Annotated in this window: 23 protein-coding genes; 15 read left to right on the top strand and 8 right to left on the bottom strand. The window is 61.3% G+C overall.

Annotated elements, in window-relative coordinates; translation table 11 throughout:
• Positions 1 to 35 precede the first annotated feature (35 nt).
• From ACP7B9_RS08475 to ACP7B9_RS08460, 4 genes are all read left to right on the top strand, one after another.
• Positions 36 to 953 (top strand): metal ABC transporter solute-binding protein, Zn/Mn family, encoded by a 918-nt coding sequence (locus ACP7B9_RS08475; protein ID WP_425862475.1) that lies wholly within the window; start codon positions 36 to 38, stop codon positions 951 to 953.
• Positions 950 to 1,837 carry a metal ABC transporter ATP-binding protein gene (locus tag ACP7B9_RS08470; RefSeq protein WP_425862474.1) on the top strand — a complete coding sequence of 296 codons (888 nt, stop codon included), beginning with the start codon at positions 950 to 952 and terminating at the stop codon, positions 1,835 to 1,837. Before ACP7B9_RS08475 ends, ACP7B9_RS08470 begins: the two co-directional genes overlap by 4 nt.
• The gene (locus tag ACP7B9_RS08465; protein ID WP_425862472.1) at positions 1,834 to 2,703 is read left to right on the top strand and encodes a metal ABC transporter permease; all 870 of its coding nucleotides are present in this window, start codon (positions 1,834 to 1,836) and stop codon (positions 2,701 to 2,703) included. Before ACP7B9_RS08470 ends, ACP7B9_RS08465 begins: the two co-directional genes overlap by 4 nt.
• Before the next feature lie 114 nt (positions 2,704 to 2,817).
• Positions 2,818 to 4,230, top strand: a complete 1,413-nt coding sequence (locus ACP7B9_RS08460) for a lipase maturation factor family protein (RefSeq protein ID WP_425862470.1) — start codon at positions 2,818 to 2,820, stop codon at positions 4,228 to 4,230.
• Here the strand turns inward: ACP7B9_RS08460 and ACP7B9_RS08455 are convergent.
• Positions 4,227 to 4,688 carry a MarR family winged helix-turn-helix transcriptional regulator gene (locus ACP7B9_RS08455; protein WP_425862468.1) on the bottom strand — a complete coding sequence of 154 codons (462 nt, stop codon included), beginning with the start codon at positions 4,686 to 4,688 and terminating at the stop codon, positions 4,227 to 4,229. The genes ACP7B9_RS08460 and ACP7B9_RS08455 overlap by 4 nt on opposite strands.
• 78 nt (positions 4,689 to 4,766) lie before the next feature.
• Here ACP7B9_RS08455 and ACP7B9_RS08450 point away from each other — a divergent pair, with 78 nt between their 5' ends.
• Positions 4,767 to 5,897 (top strand): hypothetical protein, encoded by a 1,131-nt coding sequence (locus ACP7B9_RS08450; protein WP_425862466.1) that lies wholly within the window; start codon positions 4,767 to 4,769, stop codon positions 5,895 to 5,897.
• Between the two features lie 28 nt (positions 5,898 to 5,925).
• On the opposite strand, the gene ACP7B9_RS08445 is transcribed toward ACP7B9_RS08450, so the two are convergent.
• The gene (locus ACP7B9_RS08445; protein WP_425862465.1) at positions 5,926 to 6,333 is read right to left on the bottom strand and encodes a Fur family transcriptional regulator; all 408 of its coding nucleotides are present in this window, start codon (positions 6,331 to 6,333) and stop codon (positions 5,926 to 5,928) included.
• A 117-nt stretch (positions 6,334 to 6,450) separates the two neighbouring features.
• Between ACP7B9_RS08445 and ACP7B9_RS08440 the strand changes: the two genes are divergently transcribed.
• Together ACP7B9_RS08440 and ACP7B9_RS08435 are read left to right on the top strand one after the other, a co-directional pair.
• Complete coding sequence (locus ACP7B9_RS08440; RefSeq protein WP_425862463.1) at positions 6,451 to 7,107, top strand: MBL fold metallo-hydrolase; 657 nt, start codon at positions 6,451 to 6,453, stop codon at positions 7,105 to 7,107.
• 93 nt (positions 7,108 to 7,200) lie between these two features.
• The gene (locus ACP7B9_RS08435) at positions 7,201 to 8,772 is read left to right on the top strand and encodes an S-layer homology domain-containing protein (protein ID WP_425862461.1); all 1,572 of its coding nucleotides are present in this window, start codon (positions 7,201 to 7,203) and stop codon (positions 8,770 to 8,772) included.
• A 65-nt stretch (positions 8,773 to 8,837) separates the two neighbouring features.
• Here ACP7B9_RS08435 and ACP7B9_RS08430 read toward each other — a convergent pair whose 3' ends face one another.
• Together ACP7B9_RS08430 and ACP7B9_RS08425 are read right to left on the bottom strand one after the other, a co-directional pair.
• Positions 8,838 to 10,676, bottom strand: coding sequence for a polysaccharide deacetylase family protein (locus tag ACP7B9_RS08430; protein WP_425862460.1), 1,839 nt, complete (start codon positions 10,674 to 10,676; stop codon positions 8,838 to 8,840).
• 303 nt (positions 10,677 to 10,979) lie between these two features.
• On the bottom strand, positions 10,980 to 12,059 hold the full coding sequence (locus ACP7B9_RS08425) for a PLP-dependent cysteine synthase family protein (RefSeq protein WP_425862458.1): 1,080 nt from the start codon (positions 12,057 to 12,059) through the stop codon (positions 10,980 to 10,982).
• A 107-nt stretch (positions 12,060 to 12,166) separates the two neighbouring features.
• Between ACP7B9_RS08425 and ACP7B9_RS08420 the strand changes: the two genes are divergently transcribed.
• From ACP7B9_RS08420 to ACP7B9_RS08410, 3 genes are read left to right on the top strand one after another with little or no spacing between them, the layout of a single operon-like run.
• A complete protein-coding gene (locus ACP7B9_RS08420; RefSeq protein WP_425862456.1) occupies positions 12,167 to 13,012 on the top strand; it encodes a sulfurtransferase in 846 nt (281 codons plus the stop codon).
• The gene (locus tag ACP7B9_RS08415; RefSeq protein ID WP_425862454.1) at positions 13,009 to 14,058 is read left to right on the top strand and encodes an NAD(P)-dependent alcohol dehydrogenase; all 1,050 of its coding nucleotides are present in this window, start codon (positions 13,009 to 13,011) and stop codon (positions 14,056 to 14,058) included. Before ACP7B9_RS08420 ends, ACP7B9_RS08415 begins: the two co-directional genes overlap by 4 nt.
• A gap of 27 nt (positions 14,059 to 14,085) precedes the next feature.
• Positions 14,086 to 14,514 (top strand): HIT family protein, encoded by a 429-nt coding sequence (locus ACP7B9_RS08410; protein WP_425862452.1) that lies wholly within the window; start codon positions 14,086 to 14,088, stop codon positions 14,512 to 14,514.
• Positions 14,515 to 14,617: 103 nt separating this feature from the next.
• Here ACP7B9_RS08410 and ACP7B9_RS08405 read toward each other — a convergent pair whose 3' ends face one another.
• Positions 14,618 to 15,196: a TetR/AcrR family transcriptional regulator gene (locus tag ACP7B9_RS08405; RefSeq protein WP_425862450.1), complete on the bottom strand. Its 579-nt coding sequence runs from the start codon at positions 15,194 to 15,196 to the stop codon at positions 14,618 to 14,620.
• Between the two features lie 64 nt (positions 15,197 to 15,260).
• Here ACP7B9_RS08405 and ACP7B9_RS08400 point away from each other — a divergent pair, with 64 nt between their 5' ends.
• From ACP7B9_RS08400 to ACP7B9_RS08390, 3 genes are all read left to right on the top strand, one after another.
• Positions 15,261 to 16,961: an FAD-binding protein gene (locus ACP7B9_RS08400; protein WP_425862448.1), complete on the top strand. Its 1,701-nt coding sequence runs from the start codon at positions 15,261 to 15,263 to the stop codon at positions 16,959 to 16,961.
• Positions 16,958 to 18,007 (top strand): SDR family NAD(P)-dependent oxidoreductase, encoded by a 1,050-nt coding sequence (locus tag ACP7B9_RS08395; protein ID WP_425862447.1) that lies wholly within the window; start codon positions 16,958 to 16,960, stop codon positions 18,005 to 18,007. Before ACP7B9_RS08400 ends, ACP7B9_RS08395 begins: the two co-directional genes overlap by 4 nt.
• Before the next feature lie 194 nt (positions 18,008 to 18,201).
• Entirely contained in the window at positions 18,202 to 19,257 is a 1,056-nt protein-coding gene (locus ACP7B9_RS08390; RefSeq protein WP_425862446.1) for a matrixin family metalloprotease, read from the top strand.
• A 51-nt stretch (positions 19,258 to 19,308) separates the two neighbouring features.
• Here the strand turns inward: ACP7B9_RS08390 and hrpA are convergent, their stop codons facing one another.
• The 3 genes from hrpA to ACP7B9_RS08375 form a co-directional block, all read right to left on the bottom strand.
• Positions 19,309 to 23,271: an ATP-dependent RNA helicase HrpA gene (gene hrpA / locus ACP7B9_RS08385; protein ID WP_425862444.1), complete on the bottom strand. Its 3,963-nt coding sequence runs from the start codon at positions 23,269 to 23,271 to the stop codon at positions 19,309 to 19,311.
• 13 nt (positions 23,272 to 23,284) lie between these two features.
• A complete protein-coding gene (locus tag ACP7B9_RS08380; protein ID WP_425862443.1) occupies positions 23,285 to 24,136 on the bottom strand; it encodes a hypothetical protein in 852 nt (283 codons plus the stop codon).
• 82 nt (positions 24,137 to 24,218) lie between these two features.
• Positions 24,219 to 24,722 (bottom strand): MarR family winged helix-turn-helix transcriptional regulator, encoded by a 504-nt coding sequence (locus tag ACP7B9_RS08375; protein ID WP_425862441.1) that lies wholly within the window; start codon positions 24,720 to 24,722, stop codon positions 24,219 to 24,221.
• A 45-nt stretch (positions 24,723 to 24,767) separates the two neighbouring features.
• Here ACP7B9_RS08375 and ACP7B9_RS08370 point away from each other — a divergent pair, with 45 nt between their 5' ends.
• Both ACP7B9_RS08370 and ACP7B9_RS08365 read left to right on the top strand, forming a co-directional pair.
• Positions 24,768 to 25,706 (top strand): EamA family transporter, encoded by a 939-nt coding sequence (locus ACP7B9_RS08370; RefSeq protein ID WP_425862439.1) that lies wholly within the window; start codon positions 24,768 to 24,770, stop codon positions 25,704 to 25,706.
• Entirely contained in the window at positions 25,648 to 26,169 is a 522-nt protein-coding gene (locus ACP7B9_RS08365; RefSeq protein WP_425862438.1) for a GNAT family N-acetyltransferase, read from the top strand. Before ACP7B9_RS08370 ends, ACP7B9_RS08365 begins: the two co-directional genes overlap by 59 nt.
• The last annotated feature ends 114 nt before the right edge of the window (positions 26,170 to 26,283 follow it).

Genomic DNA, 26,283 nt, shown 5'->3' with positions numbered 1-26,283 from the left:
TAACTGTTCTCATTAGCACGTCGAAAAGGAATTACATGTTTCAGTCCCGCCGCTCGGTTCTCATTCTCGGTGCAACCCTGGTTGCCTCCGTCGCACTGACAGCCTGCGGTGGGGCTGAAGCAACTCCTGCGGCTGAAGGTACTGTCTCCGTGGTTGCCACCACCAATGTCTATGCGGACATCGCGAAGGTTGTGGGTGGGGAGTTCGTCAGTGTGCACTCGATCATTTCCGACCCCAGTGCCGATCCTCACGGCTACGAGGCCAATGCGCAGGACAAGCTGGCCGTTTCAAAGGCCCAGGTGGGCATCGAAAACGGTGGCGGGTATGACGATTTCTTTACCCAGCTGGCCAAGGGGCAGCTGGATTCCGCCAAGATCGTCAATGTCAGCGAGCTGTCCGGACTGGATGCCGGTGAAGACTTCAATGAGCATGTTTGGTACTCGCTTCCCACCATGTCAAAACTTGCCGACGACCTCGCGGCCCGCTTCAGCGAAGCCCTGCCTGCTCAGGCAACCGCCTTCACCGATCAGGCCAAAGAGTTCAAATCAAAGCTGGCGGTTTTAGAGACTCGCCTCGGTGACCTGAAGATGGTACACGAAAGTGCCGGTGCCGCCGTCACCGAACCGGTTCCCCTGTACCTGCTGGCTGAGGCTGGTCTAGTCAACAAGACTCCTGAAAAATTCACCTCGGCCGTGGAAAATGGTGCCGATGTTCCTGCTGCAACGGTAACCGAGGTGCTTGCCATGATGGCCTCGGGTGACGTGGCGGTGCTGGCCTACAACACCCAAACGGAAAGTACCCAGACCGAGCAAGTCAAGGCGGCCGCCGAGGCTGCGGGAGATCCCGTCGTCGACTTCTCCGAGACCCTTCCAGCCAACACGAGCTACCTTGACTGGATGCTTGGTAATGTTGAGAACTTGGAACAAGGACTAAATACAGTGGCCGGAAAATGACCCAAGCGGCACCATCGGTCATTACGCTCAAGCGGGCCACCTTAAAATATGGATCACGCACGCTCTGGCAGGATCTCAACCTCGACGTTCACCCGGGTGAATTCCTCGCCGTCCTGGGCGCCAATGGCAGCGGAAAAACCAGTTTCCTGAAGATCTTGCTGGGCTTGGCCCCATTGAGTTCCGGGCAGATAATGCTCGACGGCGTACCCGCCAAACGCGGCAGCCGCGCCATTGGCTATGTTCCCCAGCAAAAGCACTTTGCGCCGGATACGGCCATGCGGGCTCGGGACCTGGTCGGTTTAGGTGTCGACGGGGACAAATGGGGCTTTCGGCTCCATGGACGCGCCTACCGTCATCGCGTAGACGAGCTGCTCGACATGGTCGGCGCCTCCAGCTATGGGAAGATTCCCGTGGGCATGCTTTCCGGTGGCGAACAGCAACGGCTGCGGATCGCCCAGGCCCTAGCTTCCAGTCCAAAGGTCTTGCTTTGCGATGAGCCGTTGTTGTCCTTGGACATGAATCACCAAAAAGCCGTGAGCGCACTAGTGGCCCAACAAGCCAAGGCGAACGGGACCGCCGTCGTATTTGTCACGCATGAGATCAACCCGATCCTGGAGCACGTTGACAGGGTCCTGTACCTGGCGGGCGGGCGATTTACGCTCGGAACCCCCGATGAGGTCATGCGCACAGAGGTGCTGTCAAAGCTGTACGGAACCAACGTTCAGGTGCTAAACGTCGAGGGGCGCCTGGTGGTAGTTGGGCGCCCGGATTCGGTCATTGACGGCCACATTGATGAGCAGGTTGAAGAGGAACCACAGGTAATCGACACACCCGCCAAAGTCGCTGCATCCATCAACGCTGCACAAGGCCGGGGGATCTCGTGAACTGGGCGGACTTCACCAACGCTGTCTTTAACTTCTCCAATTATGCAGAATTGCTTCCACTGTTCCGCGACACCCTCTTGGCCGGCGCCATTCTAGGGTTGGTTGGTGGCTTGGTCGGCACATTTGTCATGATGCGCGATCTCGCTTTCGCCGTCCATGGCATTGCCGAGCTGTCCTTTGCAGGGGCGGCGTTTGCCCTGCTGATTGGTGCGGATGTCATTTTTGGATCGCTTGTTGGTTCCATTGCCGCCGCACTGCTGCTGGGGGTCATGGGGGTGCGGGCACGGGAGAAAAACTCCGTCATTGGCGTCATCATGCCGTTTGGCCTGGGGCTCGGCATCTTGTTCCTCTCGCTGTACGAAGGGCGTTCGGCCAACAAATTCGGCCTGCTGACAGGCCAAATTGTCTCGGTTGATTCCACGCAGCTCTCTGTTCTGGCCGGGACTGCCCTCATCGTGATTGTTGGACTCGCGCTCATTTGGCGACCCCTGACCTTTGCCAGCGTCGATGCCGATATTGCCGCCGCGCGCGGGGTGCCGGTGCGGACACTTTCGCTCGCGTTCATGTTCCTCCTGGGCATCGCCGTGGCGTTGTCCATCCAAGTTGTTGGTTCGTTGTTGGTCTTGGCCCTGCTCATCACACCGGCCGCGGCGGCCCTGCAGGTCACCGCCACCCCGCGCGTGGTGGTGCTGCTCAGCGTGGCCTTCGCCATGATCTCAACCGTGGGCGGCATCATGCTGGCACTGGGTGGAAGCATCCCGATCAGCCCCTACGTCACGACGCTTTCGTTCCTCATCTACGTACTGTGCCGGGTTGTCGGCGCGTGGCGCAGGCGCCGCGGCTGGTCTACCAGGCCCGCGCTGTAATCCACGAACTTATGCGCTGAACTCACCGCGGGTTCCGCGTAGAGGCGTTTATGCGCTGAACTCACCATGAGTTTCGCGTATGCGTTCAGGCCTACCTGGGTCTAGCGTTGATGCATGGAGTGGTTTGGCTCTGCTTGGTTTGGTGATGCCGGCTATGACGTTGCGCGATTCGTCCTGCAGCGGGGCATTGCTGCGGTCTTTGTGATTGCCTTCATCTCCAGTGCCCGGCAATTTCCTGCCTTGCTGGGGGAGCGGGGACTGCTTCCGGTCCCGCGCTACTTGGCCCGTGCGCGGCGTCCGCCGGGCCCCACACTCTTCAAATGGCGTTATTCGGACGCATTGCTGCGCACGGTCGCGTGGACCGGGGCGGTCCTGGGCATGTCCGTGGTGCTCGGCCTGCCCCAGCAGGGCCCGCCCTGGCTGCCCATGGTGGTGTTCCTTTCGCTGTGGCTGCTCTACATGTCGATCGTGAATGTTGGGCAGGTCTTCTACGGGTTTGGGTGGGAAATCCTCCTGCTTGAAGCAGGCTTCCTTGCCGCTTTCCTTGGCTCAAATCAAACCACGACGCCGGTCATCACCATCTGGCTCCTGCGCTGGCTCGTGTTCCGGCTCGAGTTTGGCGCCGGCATGATCAAGCTGCGCGGTGACAGGGCGTGGCGGGATTTGACCGCCCTGTACTTCCACCACGAAACCCAGCCCATGCCCAATCCGCTTAGCTGGTGGTTCCACCATCTGGCCAAGCAGCTGCACAAGGTGGAAGTGCTAGGAAACCACTTTGCCCAGCTGGTGGTGCCGTTCCTGCTCTTCGCACCGCAGCCGATCGCCACCTGGGCAGCAGCCGTGGTGATCGTGACCCAATGCTGGCTCCTGCTCTCAGGCAACTTCGCCTGGCTCAACGCACTGACGGTGGTGCTGGCGTTTTCCGCCGTCTCCCTTCCCGGTAGCACTGAGGTTCCGGGGATGCCAGTCTGGTTTATCGGCGTCGTGCTTGCCATGGGAGCGCTCATGCTGGTGCTGAGCTGGTGGCCCTTAAAGAACTTGTTCTCCCGAAATCAGGTCATGAACGGGAGCTTCAACCGCTGGGCACTCGGCAACGCCTATGGCGCCTTTGGGAGCATCACCCGCGATCGGCACGAGGTGGTGGTGGAGGGTTGGGATGGGCGAACGTGGCTTGAATACGGTTTTCATGGCAAGCCCGGGGATCCCGCGCGCCTGCCCCGGCAATTTGCGCCTTACCACCTGCGGCTGGATTGGATGATGTGGTTCCTGGCGCTTGGGCAGCCCGGCATGGCCTGGTTCCTGCCATTTCTGGGGAAATTACTGGCGGCGGATCCGGCCACCCTGAAGTTGCTCCGGCACGACCCCTTTGGTGGGCGGCCGCCCTTGCAACTGCGGGCCCGTGTTTTCGCGTACCGCTACACCACTTGGCGCGAGTGGCGGGCGACTGGTGACTGGTGGGTTCGGGAGCCGTTGGGACTGCTGGTGCCGCCCATCGGTCCTGAACCTCCTGAACCGCAGGAAAGCTAGTCGTCCTCGTTGTACCGGGCAAGCGCCATCGCGAACGCAGCGATCTCCGAATCGGTCCAGGCTGACAAACGGTCCTTGGCCACGTCTTGATGCGCTGCCGTAGACGAGGCCAGCTGGATCCGACCAAGTTCAGTCAACGCCAGGATTCGGCCCCTGCCCGACGGCGGGTTCTTCGTGGAGCTGTCCTTGATGTCCGTTTCATGGTCCTGGTAGTGGATAAGTCCAAGCTCGATCAGCGTATTGACCTGCCGTGAGACGGTGGAGCGATTCAAGGTGAATGCTGTGGCGATGTCGGTGGCCCGCGTGCCGGCCGTGGTGGCGATGAACCGCAATAGCGAATGCTCGACAAATGTCAGCGGATGATCGCTGAGGCGAGAGCGCGCGTTGGAACGGCGGGAAATTTCGCGCAGTTGGCTAAAGACGGCTTCGACATTGCTGTCGCGCGGGGTGGTGTCCATATCCTCAGCTTAGTACCTGTTGCGTGAAACAACATTCAATGTTGCATTATGCAACATTGGGCGTAGGCTTGAATCATAATGACGAATCACAGCACTTACCTTGCCACCATCGATCCCGATCCCATTCATGATCCCATTGTGGATTCTCCGGAGCCTGCGCAGATCCTGCCGCTGCCTGAGAGTCGCCCAGAGCGCCTGCCGGCAGCGGCCTGGCGAAAGCTTGGCCTGACCATGCTGATTCCGTTCTTCCTCGTCGCTGTCATGGGCCTGGCCTATCTTGGCGCTTTCCATGAGCCTCAGCCGCACAACGTTCAGGTGGCGGTTGTGGGTGATACGGCGGCCACCAAAGTGTTTGCGCAGACACTCAAGGACACTGCGGGGGAGGCCCTAGACGTGCGGACGGTGCCTGACGAAGCCAGTGCCCGCGCGTTGATCGCTCAGCGTGAACTGGCTGCCGCTTACGCCTCCGGTGAAGCGAGCGCTACCTTGTTCCTCTCGAGCGCAGCCTCGGAAACCACGGCTGGCATCACCCAAAAGATCTTTCTGCCGGTGGCCTTTGAGCAGCATCTTCCATTCCAGGTGGTTGACGTGGTGCCTGTGGGCCATCATGACAGTACGGGCCAAGGCTTGTTCTTCATGCTCGTGGCCTTGAGCATTGGCGGTTATGCCAGCTCGGTGCCGCTGTCAGGCTTCATGGGCAAGGTACGGCTGCGTACACGCTTTGGCCTGGCCGTTCTTGCCGGGGCGGTTGTGTCCACGATCGGCGTCGTCATCGCCGGTCCCATTTACAACGTGTTGCAGGACAATCTGTGGGGCATCTGGTTGTTGTCGTGGGTGTATGTCTCCGCCATCGTAATGATAGGGATGGGCCTGCATCCGCTGCTGCGCCATTGGACCACGCCAACACTGACGCTGCTCTTTGTTGCCCTGAACTTTACGAGTTCCGGTGGTATCTTCAGCCCTGACATGCAGCCAGGCCTATTTGGCGGGCTCCATGCGTTCTGGAATGGTGCCGCCTGGCATCACGCGGCCCAGACCCTGGCCTACTTCCCGGGACAAGCTATTGGCAGTGACGTTCTGAAACTCGCCCTGTGGTTAGTCCCGGGAGCCTTGCTGATGGTACTCACGCATGCGTGGAGCGCACGAAAAACCCGGCTGGCAAACGAGAACGCCCGCATCCGCGACGTTGAGGAAGCAATCGCCGCCTAGGCGGCAGTGTATCTAGGTGGAAGTGCATCTAGGCGGCGGAGCACTCCGGGCACAAGCCGTAGATTTCCACGGTGTGCTGGACCTGGGTGAAGCCGTTTTCCGCGGCAATACGGGCGGCCCAGCTTTCCACAGCGGGGGCCTCGATCTCCACCGTCTTGCCGCAATTGCGGCACAGGAGGTGGTGATGGTGGCTGGTGGCGTTGCAACGGCGATAGACGGCTTCGCCCTCGCCGTTACGGAGGCTGTCCAGCAGACCTTCATCGGCCATGGAGGCAAGGATGCGGTACGTGGTGGCCAGTGAAACCGGCGTGCCTTGTTCGTGCAGCAGCCGGTGCAGTTCCTGAGTGCTGACAAAGTCATCAAGCGTGTCCATCGCGGCGCTAATGGCCACACGCTGCTTGGTGACGCGCTGCTCCTTGGCCGGGACATCGTTCATTGCGCCAACTCACTTTCTCATTGCTGATCCAGTCATCCAGCCTAGCGCACCATCGAAGGGAACCTCCTTGTTGGCGTAACCATGGCCGGGGCAGGGCTGCAGGCCTAAGATGGCACCATGTTGCTGACAAAATTCGCCCACGCCTGCGTCCGGATCGAGCAGGACGGCCGCGTGCTGGTACTCGATCCGGGCATTTTTTCGGACTCCGAGGCTGCCCTCGCGGGTGCCGACGCCGTCCTCATAACTCATGAACACGCAGACCATTACGACGCCGAGGCCCTCACCAAGGCTCTCGAGGGTTCACCCGAGCTGACGGTCCATGCCCCGGCCGGTGTTGCCAGCGAGCTGCGGGAGAGGGCCCCGGGCCATGCCGCCAACATTTTCGACGCCGCTGCCGGGGATCACTTCACGGCGGCCGGATTCGCTGTCCAATGTTTTGGTGGCCAACACGCGCTCATCCACCCGTCCATCCCGGTGGTGGCCAACCTTGGTTACCTGATCGACGATGACTTGTACCACCCGGGGGATTCGCTCATTGTTCCCGACGGAGTCAGCGTGGGCACCTTGCTGGTGCCGGTCCATGCGCCCTGGTCTAAGGTCTCGGAGGTGGTGGATTTTGTAGTTTCGGTACGTGCCCCGCACGCCTACCAAATCCATGAGGCGCTGCTGAACGAAAACGGCCTAGCCTTCACCGAATCCCACATCGCCCGGATTGGGGCGCTGCACGGTGTGAAATTCCGGCACCTGAACGCGGGGCAGTCGGTGGATATCTAGCCCCACGCCGGGTCCTGCAGTAGGCAAGAACTTCAACTGCCCGTAGAGTTCGATCAGGATTTTTGTCAGTCATTGAACGTCTTTGGGGGAATCGTGGCACCACTTTTTGCAATGCGCCGTTTGTGGCGGGTCCCAGCAATTCTGGCTATTGCCGCCGTGGTCCTGTCCGGAGGCCTCCCTGCCAGCCCAGCCACCGCTGCGGCTGGCACCGGGAGCATTAGCGGCACAGTATCAGCCGCACCCGGGGTCGACGTTTCGAAGGCGTACGTTGTCGCTTTTCCTGACGACGGCGCGCTTACAACACACTCAGTGGCCGTTCGTCCGGATGGCAAGTACACGCTGGACAACCTGACGCCTGCCAAGTACAACGTCAGGGTCAACGGCCACATCAGCGGTGGATACGACGCTTGGTATGGCGGCGTTACACAGGCCACAGCCAAGCCGGTAGCCGTTGGAGCTGGACAGGCGATTTCGGGCATCAATGTGAATGTGTCGCTGGGGGCTACTGTTTCCGGGACAGTCACCGTGCCCGAGGGAGTCTCGAATGCCAATGTGGGGGTCGAGGCATTTCCAGATGATCCGCGCCTTGGTGCAGGCACGATTCTTTACAGGTTCACGGATGCTGCTGGCAGCTACACGCTTCCAGGATTGCCGCCAGGCGCATACACCTTGTGTTTCTCACCGGGTGATGACGGTGCGCTGAAGGGCCTTTGCGGTCCGGCCAATTCAGAGGACGGCGTCAGGATTACCGTCGGTCCAGCAGAAATTATTACCGGGATCGACTACAGCATGCGGAGATCCTCAACCATTAGCGGGACGCTGAACCTTCCTGCGGGCTCCACGACAGCAGGCCTCACAGTGTCCGCCCGCGATGAAACCTACTTTTACCCCAGGGGCCGAAGCCGAATTTCCCCTGACGGATCATTCAGGATCACTGGACTGTCACCAGGACAGTACCTGGTCAAGGTCACTGCAGAAGTCAGCCAGAGTGATTTGGTGGATCAATGGTACGGAGCGGCAACCAGCCCCGCATCATCAGTCACTGTCATTGTCCCGCCCGAAGGAACTACCCCGGGAATCGATTTCACCCTCGTTCAGGCACCGCTTTTTAGTGATGTATCCGCCGTCTCTCAATTCACGGAAGACATCACCTGGCTGGCGGCCCGAGGCGTCACTGCGGGCTACCCGGACGGGACGTTCCGGCCACTCGAACCGATCCACAGGGACGCCATGGCCGCGTTCCTGTACCGGGCGGCGGGCATGCCGGCATTCACACCCCCTGCAAAATCGCCCTTCCGCGACGTTTACACCACGGCTCCCTTTTACAAGGAAATCACCTGGCTGAGCTCCACCAAGATCACTACCGGCTATCCGGATGGCACCTTCAGGCCACTGGGATCCGTCAACCGTGACGCCATGGCTGCATTCCTGTACCGCATGACGAAGACTCCCTACTGCCAGCAATTTCCCTCTGAATATGCGGCGTTTAAGGACAACCCGGCCAATGCCCGCTTCCATGACGAGGTTGAGTGGATGGCCTGCACTGGCATTTCAACAGGTTGGTCGGACGGTACGTACAGGCCTTTCCAACCGGTCCACAGGGACGCAATGGCAGCATTCCTGAAGCGCTGGACATCCAAACAGGGCTATCAGCCCTTGAGCTAGAAGTAGTCCATGCAAAGAAATGGCGGCCCCGGCATCTGCGGGACCGCCATTTCTGTGTACTGGCATTACGGAGCAGGTGCTCCGACGGTGTCGTAGAGGGCGTAGTCATCAGTGGTCAACGTTCCATTTTGGAAAACGTTGAGGCCAAAGCTGATCGCTGTGGCTCCGGCGGGGAGTGCGGGTGTTGTCCACACAGCCTGCGCGTAGCTCGGCGTGGAGGCGAACCAGGGGCTCGAAGTCCAATACGTCCACGTGCCGTTAGCGGCCTTGTAATACGCGGCAAATTGCGTGGGAACCGTTGAGTTATACCAGGCACGCATCGAGTATGTGTGTCCGGCAATTCCCACGGGTGCACAGCTTCCGGAGTCCAAGGTGGGAAGAAGCTTTGCATCTCCGTTGGCGTACCCGGTGACGGCTACGGTTTCTGCCCTGGTGCCTGTGTGAGCCGCAGTGCTGGAGCTAAAGACCGGTGTGTTTGTACCGTAGTTGGAAGCCTGCCAGCATTGCGGGAAGGCGCCGGTGCCGGCGGTTTCCAGGCTTGCGTTTTGCACCAGGTTTGTCCCCGGCGTTGGCGGTGGTGGCGGCGGAACTGCTGCCGCATCAAACATGGCGTAATCATCGGTGGTGAGTGTTCCGTTGCTGGCAAGGTTCAGGCCAAAACTGATCGCGCTGGCACCGGCAGGCAATGCTGGCGTGGTCCATGAGGCTTGCTGATAAGTGGTTGCGGCCGCGAAGAACGGGCTGGCCGTCCAGTAAGACCACGATCCCAGGCCTGTCCTGTAGTAAACCTCTATTTGGGTGGGGGCATTGGACTTGTACCATCCGGACAATGTGTAGGCATGACCTGCCGTGGCATTGGGGGAGCACCCTCCCAGATCCAATGCGGGTAGCCACTTTGCATCACCGCTGCTATATCCAGTGACGATCAGCTTCGCTGCTCGGGTTCCCGTCCGCCCGGGAGACACCGTGCTGAATGCGGCCGTATTGGTTCCATAACCGCCGTTCTGCCAGCACTGGGGCACGCCGTTCGTCAAGGTTTCCAACCCGGGATTGGTAATCATGTTGCTGCCGACGGGTTTCGCTGGAACGGCAGGACCGGAGACAAGTGCCTTGACGGTGCCGCCAATCACTTGGTCCACGGTCTTCACCGTGGTGGTTGCCGGGCGGGTCTTTAGCCACGCGGCAAACTGCTGGAAGAGGGCTGGAGAAATGGTGAGCGGGTCCGTACCGCCTGTGCCGATGTGATGGAAGGTCAGCTCCACCCAGCCTCCTGCCGTCTCCGCCTGTGTGACGGACTTCTTCAGGTCAGCCAGTTTCCACGTGCTGTCCACCTGGTCGGGGGCTTTGACCTCATAGGCATCGGCAGGGGGAATTGTCTCCGCGAGCTGGCAGCCGTTGCAGCCAAACCGTGAGGAGATGTCACCTAGTCCGCGGGCACTGTTGTACCCGCAGTTTTGGACAATTGTCTTCGTCGCTGCGGTCAGGGAAGCGAAGGGGTAGGCGAAGCTGGTGATGCGGAATCCCCAGTTACTCAAGTTAACACGGTCATTGCAGACTTGGCGGCTCGCTTCGTCGCTTGGCAGAGTCGCCAGATCCGGGTGGGTCACGGTGTGCCCGCCAATCTCATGCCCGGCAGCGGCCAAGGTCTGAAGATTTGCCACGGTCATGTACCCGGGCTGGTTGATGTATCCGGAGGGCACGTAGAAAGTGCCGCGAAGTCCGTAAGTGTTCATGATGGTGGCTGCGGCGAGTTGATCCGCGTTCCCATCGTCGAACGAGAGGGTTATGGTTGTCGGTACCGCGGCCTGCGCCGGGGCACCCACGGCACCCACGAAGAACGCGGCAAGTGCAATGGCTATGGCTGAGGCTGCCAATTTGGCGGGCCATTGGGCACGCTTCTTCATGGTGAAGGATCTTTGGCTACCCCGGTTGTACATTGCCTTGCGAAACATCTGGAACCCGCTTCCTATGCCAGCCAGCACGAATTCGGAACCGAGGTTTGGCGGCTCTCCGTTGACGTATCTCTTAGTCCTGGATCAAGACGTTCGCAGTGTCTCCAATGGGGTTGAAGAACCCAATTGCGCGGACGTAATGAAGGTGACCATGGCGTGTTGATTTCAGGATGTAGCGTACGAAACTTAGGGTCAAGAGGATGCGTCCCAAAAGGCGTTAAACAGGTATTAAAGCGAGTGTTCACCGCATTGTATCTACCCCTGCCACACTCCGGTGGCGAAGAAATCGTCAAGGGTTGCGAGGTGCGGGGCAGGGTCAAGGCCCTTCCCCGCCAGCCACGCTGGGTTGTTGTAGCTGCCAACATAGCGTTCGCCGCCGTCGCACATGAGCGTGACGATGCTGCCCTTTTCTCCTGCGGCCACCATCTGCGCGATCAACTGCCACACACCCCACAGATTGGTCCCGGTGGAGGGTCCGGCGTGCAGGCCCGTGAGCTTCTCGAAGTGCATCATGGCCGCCACGGAGGCGGCGTCCGGGATTTCCAGCATGTCGTCAATGACACCGGGGACGAAGCTGGGCTCAACCCGTGGACGGCCAATCCCCTCGATGCGGGAGGAGTTGCCGGTGACAACGGATAGGTCCTGGTTTTTCCATGCCGGGTAGAACGCCGAGCCTTCCGGGTCCACCACCATCAAGCGCGAGGAGTGACCGTGGTACCGGATGTAGCGTCCGATCGTCGCGGAGGTGCCGCCGGTGCCGGAGCCCACCACCACCCACGATGGTTCCGGGAACCTCTCGTGCGCCAGCTGGGTGAAGATGGATTCGGCGATGTTGTTGTTCCCGCGCCAATCTGTGGCCCGTTCGGCATAAGTAAATTGGTCCATGTAATGCCCGTTGGTCTCGGTGGCAATACTCGCAGCTGCCGCATAGACCTCATCCGCGTGGTCCACGAAGTGACAGCGGCCGCCAAACTGCTCGATCAGGGCGATCTTTTCCGGGCTTGTCCCGGCCGTCATGACGGCCACGAAATCCAGCCCCAGCAGCTTCGCAAAATACGCCTCGGACACCGCGGTGCTTCCCGAACTGGCCTCCACGATGGTGGTTCCCTCATTGATCCACCCGTTGACAAGGCCAAAGAGGAACAGTGAGCGGGCCAGTCGATGCTTGAGGCTGCCGGTGCGGTGGCAGGATTCGTCCTTCACAAAAAGGTCGACACCCCAGTGCTCCGGCAGCTCAATCTTATAGAGGTGGGTGTCGGCAGAGCGGTTATTCTCCGCCTGTAGCGTTGCAATGGCGGTGTGGGTCCAGGACCGGGAAACGGGTACGGCAGTCATACTCATCAGCGTATCGTGATGCGGCGGCAGCGCCCTTGTCTCTCGTGATCGTCGGCCGGGAAGTACATTAGTTGGAGGATCACAAGAATTTCTCCCGAGGAGCCGCCATGTCAATCTTGATGAACGTTGCCCAGCTGCAGGAACGCCTGTCCTCCGAAAAACGCACCGTGCTGTTGGATGTGCGCTGGGTGCTGGGCGATCCCCATGGCCATGACCACTACCTGGCCGGCCACATTCCCGGTGCAGTCTTTGTGGATATGAACACGCAGCTGGCCTCCCATGGACGGCCCGAAGAGGGCCGCCACCCGCTGCCCCACGAGGCTGACTTTGCTGCCACCGTGCGCGCCTGGGGCATCAATGACGGGGACACCGTTGTGATGTACGACGACGCCGGGTCGGCTGCCGCTGCCCGCGCCTGGTGGCTGCTGGGCTACTCCGGCATCGAGAACATTTTCCTGCTCGACGGCGGATTGGCCGCCTGGCGGGCTGCCGGACTGCCCCTCGCGGACGGCGAGGAAACCGCGGAGCCAGGTGACGCCGTCGTACATTATGGGGCGAAGGCAACCATCGATGCTGACGGTGCCGCCGCATGGGCAGGAATCCTGCTCGACGCGCGGGCGGGGGAGCGGTACCGGGGAGAGGTGGAGCCCATGGATCCACGGGCCGGGCACATTCCGGGAGCCGTGAGCGCGCCAACCACGGAGAACCTCGCCCCGGACAAGACGTTTTTGCCGGCAGCGTGGCTTCGGGCGCGGTTTGCGGCGTTGGGTGTTGAGCAGGGGAGTTCCGTGGCCGTGTATTGCGGTTCAGGAGTGACGGCGGCACACCAAATTGCCGCACTGGAGATCGCCGGGTTCAAGGCTGCTTTGTATCCGGGATCATGGTCGGCGTGGTCAAATCAGGCGGGGCGTCCGGTTGCTACGGGTGCCGACGGCGATAGGGTTGAGGAATGACCCAAGTTAAAGCCTATTCAGCAGCGTCGGCCACGTCAGGGCTCCGCCCCGACACCGTGGAACGCCGCGCACCCGGACCTCACGACGTTGCCATCGACATTGCATTTTGCGGGCTGTGCCACTCTGATGTGCACACCATCCGGTCCGAATGGGGACCGGCAAAATACCCGCTGGTGCCCGGCCACGAGATCGTGGGCGTCGTGAGCCGCGTGGGCGATTCCGTTGAAGGCTTCACGGTTGGCCAGCGCGTAGGCGTGGGCTGCATGGTGGACTCCTGCCGCGAATGCGATTCCTGCCTCGAGGGCTTTGAGCAGTACTGCGAAGCCGGAAACGTCGGCACCTACGGCGCAGTTGACCGGCGCAATGGCGACGTCATCACCCAGGGTGGCTACTCACAGGGCATTGTTGTCGATGAAAACTACGTAGTGCACATTCCTGAGGGCATGGATCCGGCCGCCGCCGCACCGTTGCTGTGCGCCGGGGTCACCACGTACTCGCCACTGCGCTACCTTGACGTTCAGGAGGGCGACGCGATTGGCGTGATTGGATTGGGTGGATTGGGCCACATGGGCGTCAAGATTGCCAAGGCCCTCGGTGCAACGGTGACGGTCTTCACCACCTCACCGGCCAAGGCCCCTGAAGCGCTGGCACTCGGCGCCGACACCGTTGTAGTGTCCAGCGATCCCGCGGCGATGGCTTCGGCCAAAGGATCGCTGAACGCCATCCTGGACACGGTTGCAGCTGTTCACGATCTGAACCCCTACCTGCGAACCCTTGCCCGCGACGGTGCCTTGATTCAGCTCGGCCTGCCTTCCGAGAAGATGCCGCCGGTGGATCCGGGGCAGCTGATTCGCAGGCGCCTGGCTTACGGCGGATCCTTGATTGGCGGTATCGCCGAGACGCAGGAAATGCTTGATTTCTGTGCCGAGCACGGCATCGCCTCAGACATTGAAATGGTGACGGCCGCCGAGCTGGATCAGGCCTACGATCGCATGGTGGCTGGCGATGTGAAGTACCGCTTTGTCCTCGATGTGGCTACCCTCTAACTCTTTCTAACCCTTTAGGAGCATTTCTTGAGCACTTTGTTCAGCAAGATTATTGCCGGTGAGATCCCTGGGCGCTTCATTTGGAAGGACGAGGATTGTGTTTCCTTCCTGACCATTGGCCCTATCACCGATGGTCACGTCTTGGTGGTTCCGCGCCAAGAAGTGGACAAGTGGACCGACGCCTCGCCTGATCTCATGGCCAAGCTCATGAGCGTTTCGCAGAGCATCGGGCAGGCCCAGCTGGCCGCCTTTGGTGCTCCTCGCGCCGGCGTGATCGTTGCGGGTTTTGAGGTTGAGCACCTGCATATTCATGTGTTCCCGGCCTATGGGCTGGAAAACTTCAGCTTTGCCGCCGTAGATAACAACCCCGATCCGGCTGTCTTGGACGCCAACGCTGAAAAGTTGCGGCTGGCCCTGCGCGAGGCCGGGCATGGTGAGTTCGTCCCCGAGAGCTAGATTCTCATGCTGGCAAAAATGCGCCCGCCCCCCAATAATGCGCCCCGTAGACCGGGTGCATTTGTGGGGGACGGGCGCATTTTTCGTGGACGGGGCGCGGTGGCTAGCTGAACGCGACTCCTGGCTGGCTCACCGGTGAAAAAGCAGCGCGGAAGATGGCCCGCGCCCTGCCCGCCGCCGCCGCGCGTTCCGTTTCCGGCGCTCTGGCCAGCATGAGGGCCATCATGGAGATCGCCAGCATGACATCCTCGGTTTCGACGTGGTGGCCAAAACGTCCGCTGGCTTGATCGCGGGCCAATAGGGCTGTGGCCACTGCTCGCATGCGGGTATCTAAATGTTCGGCCCGTTCGTCGCGCTCTGACACGATCAGATCGATCATGGCCGTGGAGGCGATGACCTGCTCGGCCACGCTGTCAAAAAGATCGGCCAGGGTTGTGTCGTGCCGGGCAGCCAGCTCCTCAAGGGTGCCGATGTTTTCATCGAACACCGCAACGGCTAAGGCAATCCTGTCCGGGAAATGGCGGTAGAGGCTGCCCTGCCCCACACCTGCCCGGCGGGCCACCGAGCTGAGCGGCGCTCCTAATCCGGACTCGGCAAAGACCTCACGGGCAGCCTTGATGAGCGCGGCACGATTGGCGGGTCCGGCACTGGGCCCTAGGTTCACTTTTGTTTTCGTTGACACAGGGCTAGTCTATAACCGGACAGTGTTGTCCGGTAGGACTTGGAGAAGGCGAAGGGGAGTCATCATGAATGGATGGGACCGCGAAGTTGATCTGCTCGTTGTTGGAACGGGAGCCGCAGGCCTCAGTGCCGCAATTACCGGCGCCGATGCGGGATTGAAAACCCTTGTTGTTGAAAGTACCGAGCTCTGGGGTGGCACCACGATGCGCAGCGGAGGCGGGCTCTGGATGCCCACCAATCCGTTGATGAATGGCTTTGGAGTGAAGGACTCGGTTGAGGACGCGCTCACTTACATGGAAGCGGCCATCGGTGAAGCTGGTCCGGCCAGTTCTGCGGAGCGCCGCTGGGCCTTTGTTCACGCGGTTCCGTCAGTCTTCTCCCTCTTGGACCGGCTTGGCATGACGTGGGCCGCCGCGAAGGATTACCCCGATTATTACCCAGACCGCCCCGGTGGTCGCGTGGGCCGATCCATCGAACCCGTACCCTTTGACGCTAAAGTGCTCGGCGACTGGCTGAAGTCCTCCCGGTATAAAGAGGGCCTGCCTGTTCCCCTGAAGAACGACGACGTCTGGCTGCTTTCTCGCGCATGGTCCAGTCCCAGCGGCTTTATTCGCGGCGCTCGCTTTGTGTTCCGCACACTGGGCGGCTTGCTCACGGGGAAGAAGCTCTTTGGCATGGGTTCGGCGTTGTCCATGAATCTGATGCATATTGTGCGCAAGCAAGGCACAGAGGTCTTACTCAGTAGCCCGCTGAGCGATCTGATTTTGGAAGACGGCAAGGTTGTAGGCGCGGTCATTACCACCGCGAAAGGTGAGGAGCGCATCCGGGCGAGGGCCGGCGTCGTACTAGCTGCGGGAGGCTTTGCACAGAATAAGGAATGGCGACAAAAGTACCACGGGGTGCCGGGCTACAGCTCGGCGGCGCCAGGGGATCAGGGGACGGCCATTGAAATTGGACACCGAGCCGGCGGAGCGTTGGCCATGATGGACGACGCCTGGTGGGGTTCTGCGGTTCCCGATACTGATGGCTCGGCGCAGTTCATGCTCTCCGAGCGTTCCATGCCGTTCAGCATCATTGTTGACCAAAGCGGCGCGCGCTACACGAACGAGTCGCAAAGCTATATCGACTTCGGTCACGACCTGCTGAACCGGAATAAGGAAGTCGCAGCCCTACCGTCGTGGCTGATCTTGGACCACCGGCATAGGCAACGATACCTGGCCTCGTCGCTCATGATGAAGGGCAAGGGCAAGCGGGAACAGGGAATTGTGGTGACTGCGCCCAGCCTTGATGAGTTGGCCGAGAAAATGTCGATCGATCCCGCGGCACTGCGCGCGACCGTGGAGCGGTTCAATGGCTTCGCTAAGACCGGTGTAGATGCTGATTTTGGCCGCGGCCGCACGGTGTATGACAACTATTACGGCGATCCGCGGGTCAAGCCCAACCCTAACCTCGGCACGATCGAGAAGGGGCCCTTCACCGCCGTGCAGATTGTGCCCGGGGACCTTGGCACGAAGGGCGGGCTGCTCACCGACGAGCACGCCAGGGTTCTCGACGAGAGTGGCGCTCCCATCGATGGGCTGTACGCGGCGGGCAATAACACCGCTTCCGTCATGGGCCACACCTACCCCGGCCCTGGATCCACCATTTCCCCCGCAGTCATCTTCGGTTACCTCGGTGCGCGTCATGCGGCCGAGCAATTGATCATGGCCGGCGCCACACAGACCAGCACCATCCAAACCCTCGAAACGGAGACCGTTCTTCCATGAGTCACAACCCCAATAACATCAGCGGCGAATCGACCATCAAAGCCTGGCTGGCAGATCCCGCCGGCGGCCCCGTGCTGCGTGCACAGCTGGCGCAGGGCGGTCAGAGTGCGGAAGACCTGCGACCGGTCTCGAAATTGTCGCTCAACCGCCTGGTTGAGGTGAGTCAGGGAGCCTTCACCCAGGACATGGTGGACACCCTCGTGCAGCAGCTCGAGGCCGGCGATATTCCCGCCGAGGTTGCACCTGCTGCGGCGGAGCCCGCCGAGCCGTCCGTGGAGGCCCCGGTGTGGGTCGAGAAGGTCACCACAGGTCGTTTCTCAGGCAAGACCGTGATCATCACGGGTGCGGGCTCCGGGATTGGCCGTGCCACGGCATCTCGTGTGGCCCGCGAAGGTGGCCGAGTCATCGCTGTCGATATTTCCGAGGAACGCCTGACGGACTTTGCCGCCTCACTGCCTGAAGGAGACATCGTCACGGTATCCGGTGACATCACCGACGACGACGCAGTGGCAGCCATTGTTGCCGCAGCGGGGGAGCGCATCGACGGCCTGGCCAACATCGCGGGCATCATGGACAATATGACGCCCATCCACGAGGTCTCCGATGACATCTGGAACCGCGTCTTCAACATCAATGTCAACGGCACCATGAAGCTCATGCGCGCGGTTGTTCCCGCCATGCTCGCGCAGGCACAGGGTTCCATCGTCAACGTCGCCTCCGAAGCTGCCCTGCGCGGCTCGGCTGCCGGCGCCGCCTACACGGCGTCCAAGCACGCCGTCGCGGGTCTGACCAAAAGCAGCGCCTTCATGTACGGCCCCAGCGGCATCCGCGTCAACGCCGTGGCGCCGGGACCGGTCATCACCAATATTGAGGCACGTTTTGATTCCGCCTTGGGCTCGAACCGCGTGCGCCGGGCCATGGCTATTCTGCCGGATCCCGTTGAGGGTGACGCGCTCGCCGCCTCCATCACGTTCCTGCTTAGCGACGACGGCGTGAACGTCAACGGCGTCATCCTGCCCTCCGACGGTGGCTGGTCGGCCGCCTAACCCGTTGGATTTCTGCGTTCCGTTTGATGCGAATATGGCGCCACTTTTGAAGTGGCGCCATATTCGTTAATAGCGATGTGCGGACGTGAAGTGAGCGGCACCCGGGGTCCGTCAGTTAGCATTCTCCTCATGGGTATCTGTGGATACAAATTTGAGGCTGGCAGGGGTGGAAGTGCCATGAAGGGATGGTTTCAGTGAACGGACAAGATCCACGCGAGCCCGTTCCACGCGAGCCCGTTCCGCGCTCGCAGTCCGGCCGGACACCCCAGTGGGTGCATGACGAAGAGGTACAGCGGCTGGTCGGTGCCATGCAGGGTGAGCCTACCGGGGCGAAGAAACGTCGATCCTTGTTCGGCGGAGGCCGTTCGGCCAAAGCACACGTGAAGAGACGTTCCTTTGCCCCACTGCTGTTGACGGTGTGCACGGTTCTGGCGATTGTCGGGGCCGGTGTCTGGTACGTGAGCCCCGATCTGGGTGACAAGATTTCAACAGCCATTGTTGGCGAGCAGTTCCACGAGCCAACGTCAGGCAGCATTCTCAATGCTGGGAGTCAATGGTCCGAGGGCTACCCACCCCGGGGCATTGACGCAGAAAAGAACCCTCTGGGACAACCCGCCGTGTCTGGCCAGAGCAGTGACAGCTACACCTTCATTGATGAAGAGGGCGCTTTTGTTGCCTACGATCCCTGCCGCCCCATCCACTATGTGACTCGTACAGACAATGCGCCAGAGGGAGGTCAACAGCTAATTACAGACGCTGTGGCTGCCGCGTCGAAGGCAACCGGCTTGGTGTTTATCGACGACGGCGAAACCACCGAGGGCTTCGACGAAGAACGTGCGGTGTACCAGCCGGACCGCTATGGGGAACAGTGGGCGCCGGTGCTCTTTGTATGGGAGACCCCACAAGAAGAGGCCCAATTCACCATCAATGAGACGCCCGGCGTCGAGAATGTGGCAGGTCTGGGCGGCAGCCAGCCAATCGTGGGCGAGGCGGGTAGCCGAGTGTTTGTCACCGGCACGGTTCAGCTCAACGCACTCGCCTTCGACAACCTCCTCACGGCACCCAACGGCGCTGCAATCACCGGCGGGATCGTCCAACATGAAGTGGGGCATGTCCTTGGGCTGGGCCACGTACAGGACCCAACCCAATTGATGTATGAACACGGACAGAACGAGGTCACCACGTACGCGGACGGCGACCTCACCGGACTCGCGAAACTCGGTGCCGGGAAGTGTTACGCCAACCACTGATGCGGCGTTGGCGAAAACACGCCGGAACGTGGTGCGGCGTTGGGGGAAAGGTTAGGACATCGCCTTCGCCAGTGCCACCCGAATGCGCTTTTCCGAGACCGAGTACGCCGTCCCGAGCTCCACGGCAAACAAGCTGACGCGTAGCTCCTCAATCATCCAGCGCACATGCTCCAGCCCCGCTGTGGACCGTTGCCCTGGCAGCAAAGCCGCCACGGCGTCGTCGTACTCGTCTTCCAAACGCTGCACGGCGGCCATGGACTGACCGTCACGATTTACATTCGAGGGCAGCTTCTCGAGCCGCTTCTCAATCGCGCCCAGGTATCGGGGCAGCTGGCTGAGCTGGGCAAAGCCGGTCTTGGCCACGAATCCTGGGTAGACGAGCAGCTCCAGCTGTTGCTTGATGTCGTTCAGCGCGCTGATCAGCGGCAGGCTGGTGGTTTCCCTCAGCTTCTTCTGGATGCGCATATTCGAGGCCAAGACCCGTTCGACGACGGCCGTCACCGAGAACACAGTGTCAATCAGTTCCGCCCTAACCATTTCGTAGAGCGCGTCGAAGTCCTTCTCCGCCCACGGCAACGCGGCCGGGGTGAGTTTGTCGATCGTGGCCAGGGTGCAATCGGCGATCAATTCCGTGACGCTGCCATGCGGGTTTTGGCTGAACGTGAGTTTTTCCGTGTTGCTCAGGTGGTCCAGCACATACCTATCGGGCGAGGGGACCCGCAGGGCAAGGAGCCGGATGACGCCGCCACGCATGGCCGATTCCTGCACGTCCTGGCGCTGGTACACCCGGACACCGGCGACGGTTCCTTCGTCAACCAGGGCCGGATAGCCCGTCACCGTGTGGCCGCCGATGAGGCGCTTGACCTCGCGCGGCAGCGTACCCACGGTCCACTGGGTCAGTCCCGAGCGTTCTTGGATGCCATCGCTGGTTGAGCTTGTCGAGGGACCTGATCTCGACAGGCTCGATCCACGGGTGTCGTTGGTTGAGGTTGTCGAAACCCGGGTGCCGTTTGTCGAAACCCGGGGAATAACGGTCTTGGGCGTTGCACCCAGAGACTCGGCGATGGCGCGACGGGTGGCACCCGCCAGCTGCGCCTGAAGCGCGGCGAGGTCCTGCCCTTCTTCCAGCACGCGGCCATTCTTATCGACAACAGAAAATGCCATCCGCAAATGCGAGGGTACGGCGTCCCAATTCCATGATCCAGGCGGAATCACGTGGCCCTTGAGCCGGCGCAGGGCCAGCTCCAGTGAGGCCTCCAAATCGTCAACGCCGGGATCAAAATCAGCCGCCAGCGAAGCCGCAGCTTGGCGCCCAACATCCGGAGCCGGAATGAAGTTCTTCCGGATCGCCTTGGGTAGCGACTTGATCAGCGCCGTCACCAGCTCGGCCCGCAGCCCGGGGATCTGCCACCTGAACGGTGCTTCGGATAGTTGGTTAAGGAACAACAACGGAACCTGGACCGTCACGCCGTCGGACGGGTTGGGCGCAGAACCAGGAGCTGTGGGATGGAACTCGTAGGAAAGAGGCAGCTCAAATTCGCCCTGCGTCCACAGCTTCGGGAAGGCCGCCTCATCCAGCTCCGGCTCCTCGGACATGACCACTTGCGTGTCAAAGTCCAGCAACGCGGCATTCTCGTGGCGGGCATCCTTCCACCACTTGTCGAAGTGCCGCTCGGAGACAACATCGCCACCTACACGCTCGTCGTAAAACTCAAAGAGCGTTTCATCATCCACGCGCAGATCTCGCCGGCGCATGCGGGTTTCCAGTTCCTCCACCTCGGCCAACAGAGCCTGATTGCGGTGGAAGAACTTGTGGTTAGTGTGCCAGTCACCCTCCACGAGGGCATGGCGGATGAACATCTCACGGCTGAGAATCGGATCGATCTTGCCGTAGTGGACGCGGCGGTCCGGCACGATCGGCACCCCATAGAGGGTGACCTTCTCGTGCGCCATGACGGAGCCCATTTTCTTGGACCAGTGTGGCTCGCTGTACGTGCGCTTGACCAGATCCGGCGCTACCTGCTCGACCCACAGCGGCTCAAACTTGGCTGCAACACGCGCCCACAGTCGCGAGGTTTCCACGAGCTCGGCGGCCATAACCCAATCGGGCGACTTCTTGAACAAGGCCGAGCCGGGAAACACCATGAACTTCGTGCCGCGCGCGCCGGCGTACTCGCGCTTGCGCTGGTCGTAGAGGCCAATGTGGCTCAGCAGACCGGTCAGCAGGCTCATGTGGATGGCGTCGTGATTGGCCACCGGGTCGATCTCAGTGCCGGAGACCTTGATGTCCACGGACTTCGCCATCTGCTTGAGCTGCGCGAACAAATCCTGCCACTCACGCACCCGCAGATAGTTGATGAATTCGGCCTTGCACAGGCGCCGGAACGCGCTGGAGGACAGCTCGTGCTGCTTCTCCTTGATGTAGCGCCACAGGTTGAGGAAGCCGGTGAAGTCCGAGTTCTCGTCCTGGAAACGCTTGTGCTTTTCGGTGGCGAGCTGCTGCTTGTCGGTGGGGCGTTCGCGCGGATCCTGAATGGTGAGCGCGGCGGCGAGCACCATGACCTCGGCGGCCACGCCTCGCTTGGCGGCCTCCACGATCATGCGGCCCAGTCGCGGATCCACGGGAAGTTGGGAGAGCTGACGTCCGACGCCGGTGATCCCACCTTGGGCGTTCACCGCACCGAGTTCGCGCAGCAGGGTCACGCCGTCGGTGATGGCTCGGGAGTCCGGCGGCTGGACGAACGGGAACTTCTCCACGTCCTTGGGCCCCTTCGCCACACCCATGGCTGTCATCTGCAGGATGACGGCGGCCAGGTTGGTGCGCAGGATTTCCGGATCCGTGAACTCGCTGCGGGCGTTGTAATCCTCCTCTGAGTACAGGCGGATGCAAATACCGTCGGAGACACGGCCGCAACGGCCAGAGCGCTGGTTGGCTGAAGCCTGAGATACCCGCTCAATGGGCAGGCGCTGAACCTTTGTCCTGTGCGAATAGCGGGAGATGCGAGCCGTTCCCGTGTCGATGACGTACTTGATACCGGGCACCGTCAGCGAGGTCTCGGCGACGTTCGTGGCCAGCACAATACGCTTGCGGCTGCCCGGGGTGAACACGGCATGCTGCTCGGCCAGCGAGAGGCGGGCAAAGAGCGGGAGAATCTGGACATCACGCAATCGCGGATTTGTTTTGACTCGGCCGGCCAGCGCATCGGCGGCATCGCGGATCTCGCGCTCACCGGAGAAGAAGATCAGGATATCCCCGGGTGCCTCCTTGGACAGCTCATCCACCGCGTCGCACACGGCATCGAGCGGATCCCGGTCCTCCTCACTGTTGCCGCCGTCGAGTTGGCGATCCGTGCGGGAGCCGAGTTCGTCGTCGTCCATTCCATCGGAGTCCTCCCCATTGGCGGGGCCACTGAGGGGGCGGTAACGGATGTCTACAGGGAAGGTACGCCCGGAAACCTCGATGATCGGCGCCGGACCTTCGGGGGAGGCGAAGTGTGTGGCGAAGCGCTCGGGATCGATCGTGGCCGAGGTGATGACGATCTTCAGATCCGGGCGCTTGGGCAGGATCTGGCGCAGGTAGCCGAGGATGAAGTCGATGTTCAGGGAGCGTTCGTGGGCCTCGTCGATGATGATGACGGAGTATTTGCGCAGCAGGCGGTCGCGCTGAATTTCCGCCAGCAAGATGCCGTCGGTCATGAGCTTGATCTTCGTTTGGGGTCCCACGTGGCCGGTGAAACGGACCTGGAAGCCCACCTCTTCGCCGATTTCGACGCCCATTTCGCTGGCGATGCGCTCGGCGACCGTGCGCGCGGCCAGGCGGCGAGGCTGCGTATGCCCGATCAGACCCTTTTCGGCCAGCCCCAGTTCCACGCACATTTTCGGGATCTGGGTGGTCTTACCGGAACCTGTTTCGCCGGCGATGATGGTGACCTGATTGGCGGCGATGGCAGCCATGATGTCCTCGCGGCGCTCCGAGACGGGCAGCGCGGCGGGGTAGGAGATAGTGAAAGTCATGGTGCCGTCCAGTTTATGCGGTTATTGGTGCGGGCGTTCCTTTGAGCGCTGTGGCGCGGAGTGTGAATGCACCCTTTGCTACCAGCGCCAGAAGTACGACGCCGGACAACCCCAGTGCCGCTCCCAGCGCCAGGCAAGTGATTCCCCAGGCTGGCTTCGTGCCCAGCAGGCTCTGTCCGGTGGCCACAGCCGTACCGCCCAGATACGCCAACAGCGCACCGCTCGTGAACGTTAGCACCAGACGGGCGGAGAGCTCTCGCCAGCGGCGGTCAAGGACGGCCATCCGCGGATCCGGCAGCGACGCTGTTCTTGATAGGCGCCGTAGTGCGAGGAGCGAGGAACCCGTCAGTGCCAAGGTGGCAAGCGCCAAGGGAAGTGCGCCCTCCCAACCGGGGTAGCTGGCATCCGCCTGGGCGCTCACCATGAGAAACGCCAGGAACACGATGAGGGTGGCGAACGGCCCGATGAAGTGTTTCTTTGCTGCGAGCTTTTGGCGGGCTGGCATGGGGCCCGATGGCAATGAGTCAGTCGGCAATGAGGTGGCGGGTAAGGCCGAGAAAAGTAGCAATCCACCGCTGGCCGCTAGCCCTGCCGTGAGGGCTGTAGGCAGTCCAGCTTGGCCTGTTATGCCAATGGAAACCCTGAATAGAGCCGCGAACATGATCAGGGCGAAGACCATGCCAGCCGCTGGACGGAGTTGTGCTCGCAGCATGGCCTTGTTCTGCTCTGCTGCTGTCGCGTGAGTTGGTGCCCGCCCGGAGGCGATGGCCAGCGGTGCCTTCTTCTTAGTGATCCACGATGCTGTTGCCGTGACCGCCCATGCCAGGGCAGCGAGGATGGCAAGCACGGCAATCAATTTGGTCATGGAGGAAGTCTGTCACGAATAAGTACAGCCCCCACTCTCACAACGCTGCATCATGTTCCGGCTATTTTTGCCGAACGCTGCATCATTTTCCGGCCGACTGGCCACCAGCCCCGTCTGCGAGCTTTTGTAGCAGCGTAGCCAGTTGGGCCTGTTCTGCCTTCGTCAGCAGGCCCGTAATGGCGTGCTCGGTGGCCAGATGATCGGGCAACGCTTCTTCGATCAGGGTTCGCCCGGCAGGCGTCAGGGCAACCAAGGTGCCGCGTCCGTCGTCGGGGTTTACCTTTCGGGTAACCAGGGACCGGCTCTCGAGCTTGTTCAGGCGTTGTGCCACGGCGCTGGTGGAGATCATGGAGTCGCGCGCCAGGACGGCCGGGGTGAGGCAATAGGGAGTGCCGCTGCGCAGGAGGGTTGCGAGGACGTCGAAGCTGGATGAATCCAGCTCATGTTTGGCGAACGTGATTGCCAGCCGCGAGTTTATTGCAGCCGAGGCCCTGCTCAGACGGCCAATGACGGCCATTGGGGAAGCATCCAGGTGTGGCTTCTCGATCCGCCACTGCTCGAGGATGCGGTCTAAATGATCGGTCATGGCACAAGTCTAGCAATTTGCTAAGCACTTAGTTATATTAACTAAGTGCTTAGCAAAAAATTGCCTCTAATTCTCATGACCGCTCTGGCTCCCGCGCTATGGGGGACCACCTACTTGACCACAACCCTCTTTCTTCCTGAGGGTAGGCCGCTTCTTGCCGCGACCCTGAGGGCGCTTCCGGCAGGGTTGCTCCTGCTCGCGCTGTCCAGACACTTGCCGCAGGGATCATGGTGGTGGAAGTCCTGGGTGTTGGGAGTCCTGAATATCGGCGCCTTCTTCGCGTTGCTGTTCATTGCGGCTTACCGACTGCCAGGGGGAGTGGCTGCCATTGTTGGGGGCATTCAGCCGTTGTTGGTGGCGCTCCTGGCCAGCCGCGTCCTGCGCGAGAAATTGACATTGACCCGGCTGCTCGCGGGCACCACGGGAGTGTTTGGCGTGGCGTTGATTGTGCTCCAATCCCAGGCGAGGCTGGATGGATTGGGCCTCGCTGCGGCAGCTGGCGGCACGCTGTCTATGGCGGCTGGGATGGTCCTTGCTAAGAAATGGGGCCAACCCATATCAAGGATCGGCCGTCCGGTGTCACCTCTGGCAACCACGGCTTGGCAGCTGGTGGCTGGCGGCGCTACCTTGTCCATCCTGTTGCTGGTATTCGAGGGCTTGCCCACGGCTCCGCTGACCGCGCCAAATATCCTTGGCTATCTCTACTTATCTCTCATTGGGACGGCCGTGGCCTATTTCTGCTGGTTCCGTGGACTGGCCAGGTTGCCAGCCGGCGCGGCCGCATTCCTGGGCCTGCTCAGTCCCGTCGTTGCCATTGTGCTTGGGTGGCTGGTGGCCGGCCAAGCGCTGAGTCTCTGGCAGGTGGTGGGTATTCTCGTGGTGTTGGCTTCCATCGCGGCCGGCATCACTTTGAAGGGAACCGCCCATGATTCTGGCAACGTTCGCGCTCGCAGACAAGAGCTTCCAGCTACGCAGGGCCGTTGAGTCCGACGTCGGCCCCATCATCGAGCTGATTGCCCGTGACCAACTCCGGGCTGCCGTTGAATCGGCGGCGCCGGAGCGGAGAGAGCCCTATGTTGCCGCATTCCGCGCCATTGATGCCGACCCGGCGCATCTACTGTGCGTTGTCGAGGGCGTCGTGGGAGAGGGGGCTGTTGGCGAGGGTGCGACAGGCGAGGTGGTGGCCACCATGCAGCTGACGTTTCTGCCCGGTATGGCGCGAAGTGGGGCGACGCGACTGCAGATCGAGGCAGTCCGCGTCGATGAACAATTGCGTGGTTTAGGCCTTGGCGGCGCCATGATCACCTGGGCTGTTGATGAAGCTCGACGGCGCGGGGCGGCCTTGGTGCAGCTGACAAGTGACGCTTCCCGCCTTGATGCCCACCGTTTCTACGAACGGCTCGGTTTCACGCAGTCCCACGCGGGGTTTAAGCTGCAGCTGCCCTGATTGGCCCCCGATTTGCCTCCCGATTTGCTCGATGTGGGCTATTTTTGGGCCGTTCGTTCCTCCACAGCGGGGGCTCGCGTGGGTGCAATCCACGGATTTGCTCGGATGGTTGAG

This window comes from Arthrobacter sp. TWP1-1 (genome assembly GCF_049897845.1).
Taxonomy (GTDB): Bacteria; Actinomycetota; Actinomycetes; order Actinomycetales; family Micrococcaceae; genus Specibacter.
Note: the sequence above shows the minus strand (reverse complement) of the source record. Positions and strands in the feature narration are given on the sequence as shown.

Bases quoted from the DNA above. Each gene is read 5' to 3' on its own strand.
- ACP7B9_RS08475 (WP_425862475.1), top strand. From the start codon at position 36: ATGTTTCAGTCCCGCCGCTCGGTTCTCATTCTCGGTGCAACCCTGGTT.
- ACP7B9_RS08470 (WP_425862474.1), top strand. From the start codon at position 950: ATGACCCAAGCGGCACCATCGGTCATTACGCTCAAGCGGGCCACCTTA.
- ACP7B9_RS08460 (WP_425862470.1), top strand. From the start codon at position 2,818: ATGGAGTGGTTTGGCTCTGCTTGGTTTGGTGATGCCGGCTATGACGTT.
- ACP7B9_RS08455 (WP_425862468.1), bottom strand. From the start codon at position 4,688: ATGGACACCACCCCGCGCGACAGCAATGTCGAAGCCGTCTTTAGCCAA.
- ACP7B9_RS08450 (WP_425862466.1), top strand. From the start codon at position 4,767: ATGACGAATCACAGCACTTACCTTGCCACCATCGATCCCGATCCCATT.
- ACP7B9_RS08445 (WP_425862465.1), bottom strand. From the start codon at position 6,333: ATGAACGATGTCCCGGCCAAGGAGCAGCGCGTCACCAAGCAGCGTGTG.
- ACP7B9_RS08440 (WP_425862463.1), top strand. From the start codon at position 6,451: ATGTTGCTGACAAAATTCGCCCACGCCTGCGTCCGGATCGAGCAGGAC.
- ACP7B9_RS08430 (WP_425862460.1), bottom strand. From the start codon at position 10,676: ATGAAGAAGCGTGCCCAATGGCCCGCCAAATTGGCAGCCTCAGCCATA.
- ACP7B9_RS08425 (WP_425862458.1), bottom strand. From the start codon at position 12,059: ATGACTGCCGTACCCGTTTCCCGGTCCTGGACCCACACCGCCATTGCA.
- ACP7B9_RS08420 (WP_425862456.1), top strand. From the start codon at position 12,167: ATGTCAATCTTGATGAACGTTGCCCAGCTGCAGGAACGCCTGTCCTCC.
- ACP7B9_RS08415 (WP_425862454.1), top strand. From the start codon at position 13,009: ATGACCCAAGTTAAAGCCTATTCAGCAGCGTCGGCCACGTCAGGGCTC.
- ACP7B9_RS08400 (WP_425862448.1), top strand. From the start codon at position 15,261: ATGAATGGATGGGACCGCGAAGTTGATCTGCTCGTTGTTGGAACGGGA.
- ACP7B9_RS08395 (WP_425862447.1), top strand. From the start codon at position 16,958: ATGAGTCACAACCCCAATAACATCAGCGGCGAATCGACCATCAAAGCC.
- hrpA (WP_425862444.1), bottom strand. From the start codon at position 23,271: ATGACTTTCACTATCTCCTACCCCGCCGCGCTGCCCGTCTCGGAGCGC.
- ACP7B9_RS08380 (WP_425862443.1), bottom strand. From the start codon at position 24,136: ATGACCAAATTGATTGCCGTGCTTGCCATCCTCGCTGCCCTGGCATGG.
- ACP7B9_RS08375 (WP_425862441.1), bottom strand. From the start codon at position 24,722: ATGACCGATCATTTAGACCGCATCCTCGAGCAGTGGCGGATCGAGAAG.
- ACP7B9_RS08365 (WP_425862438.1), top strand. From the start codon at position 25,648: ATGATTCTGGCAACGTTCGCGCTCGCAGACAAGAGCTTCCAGCTACGC.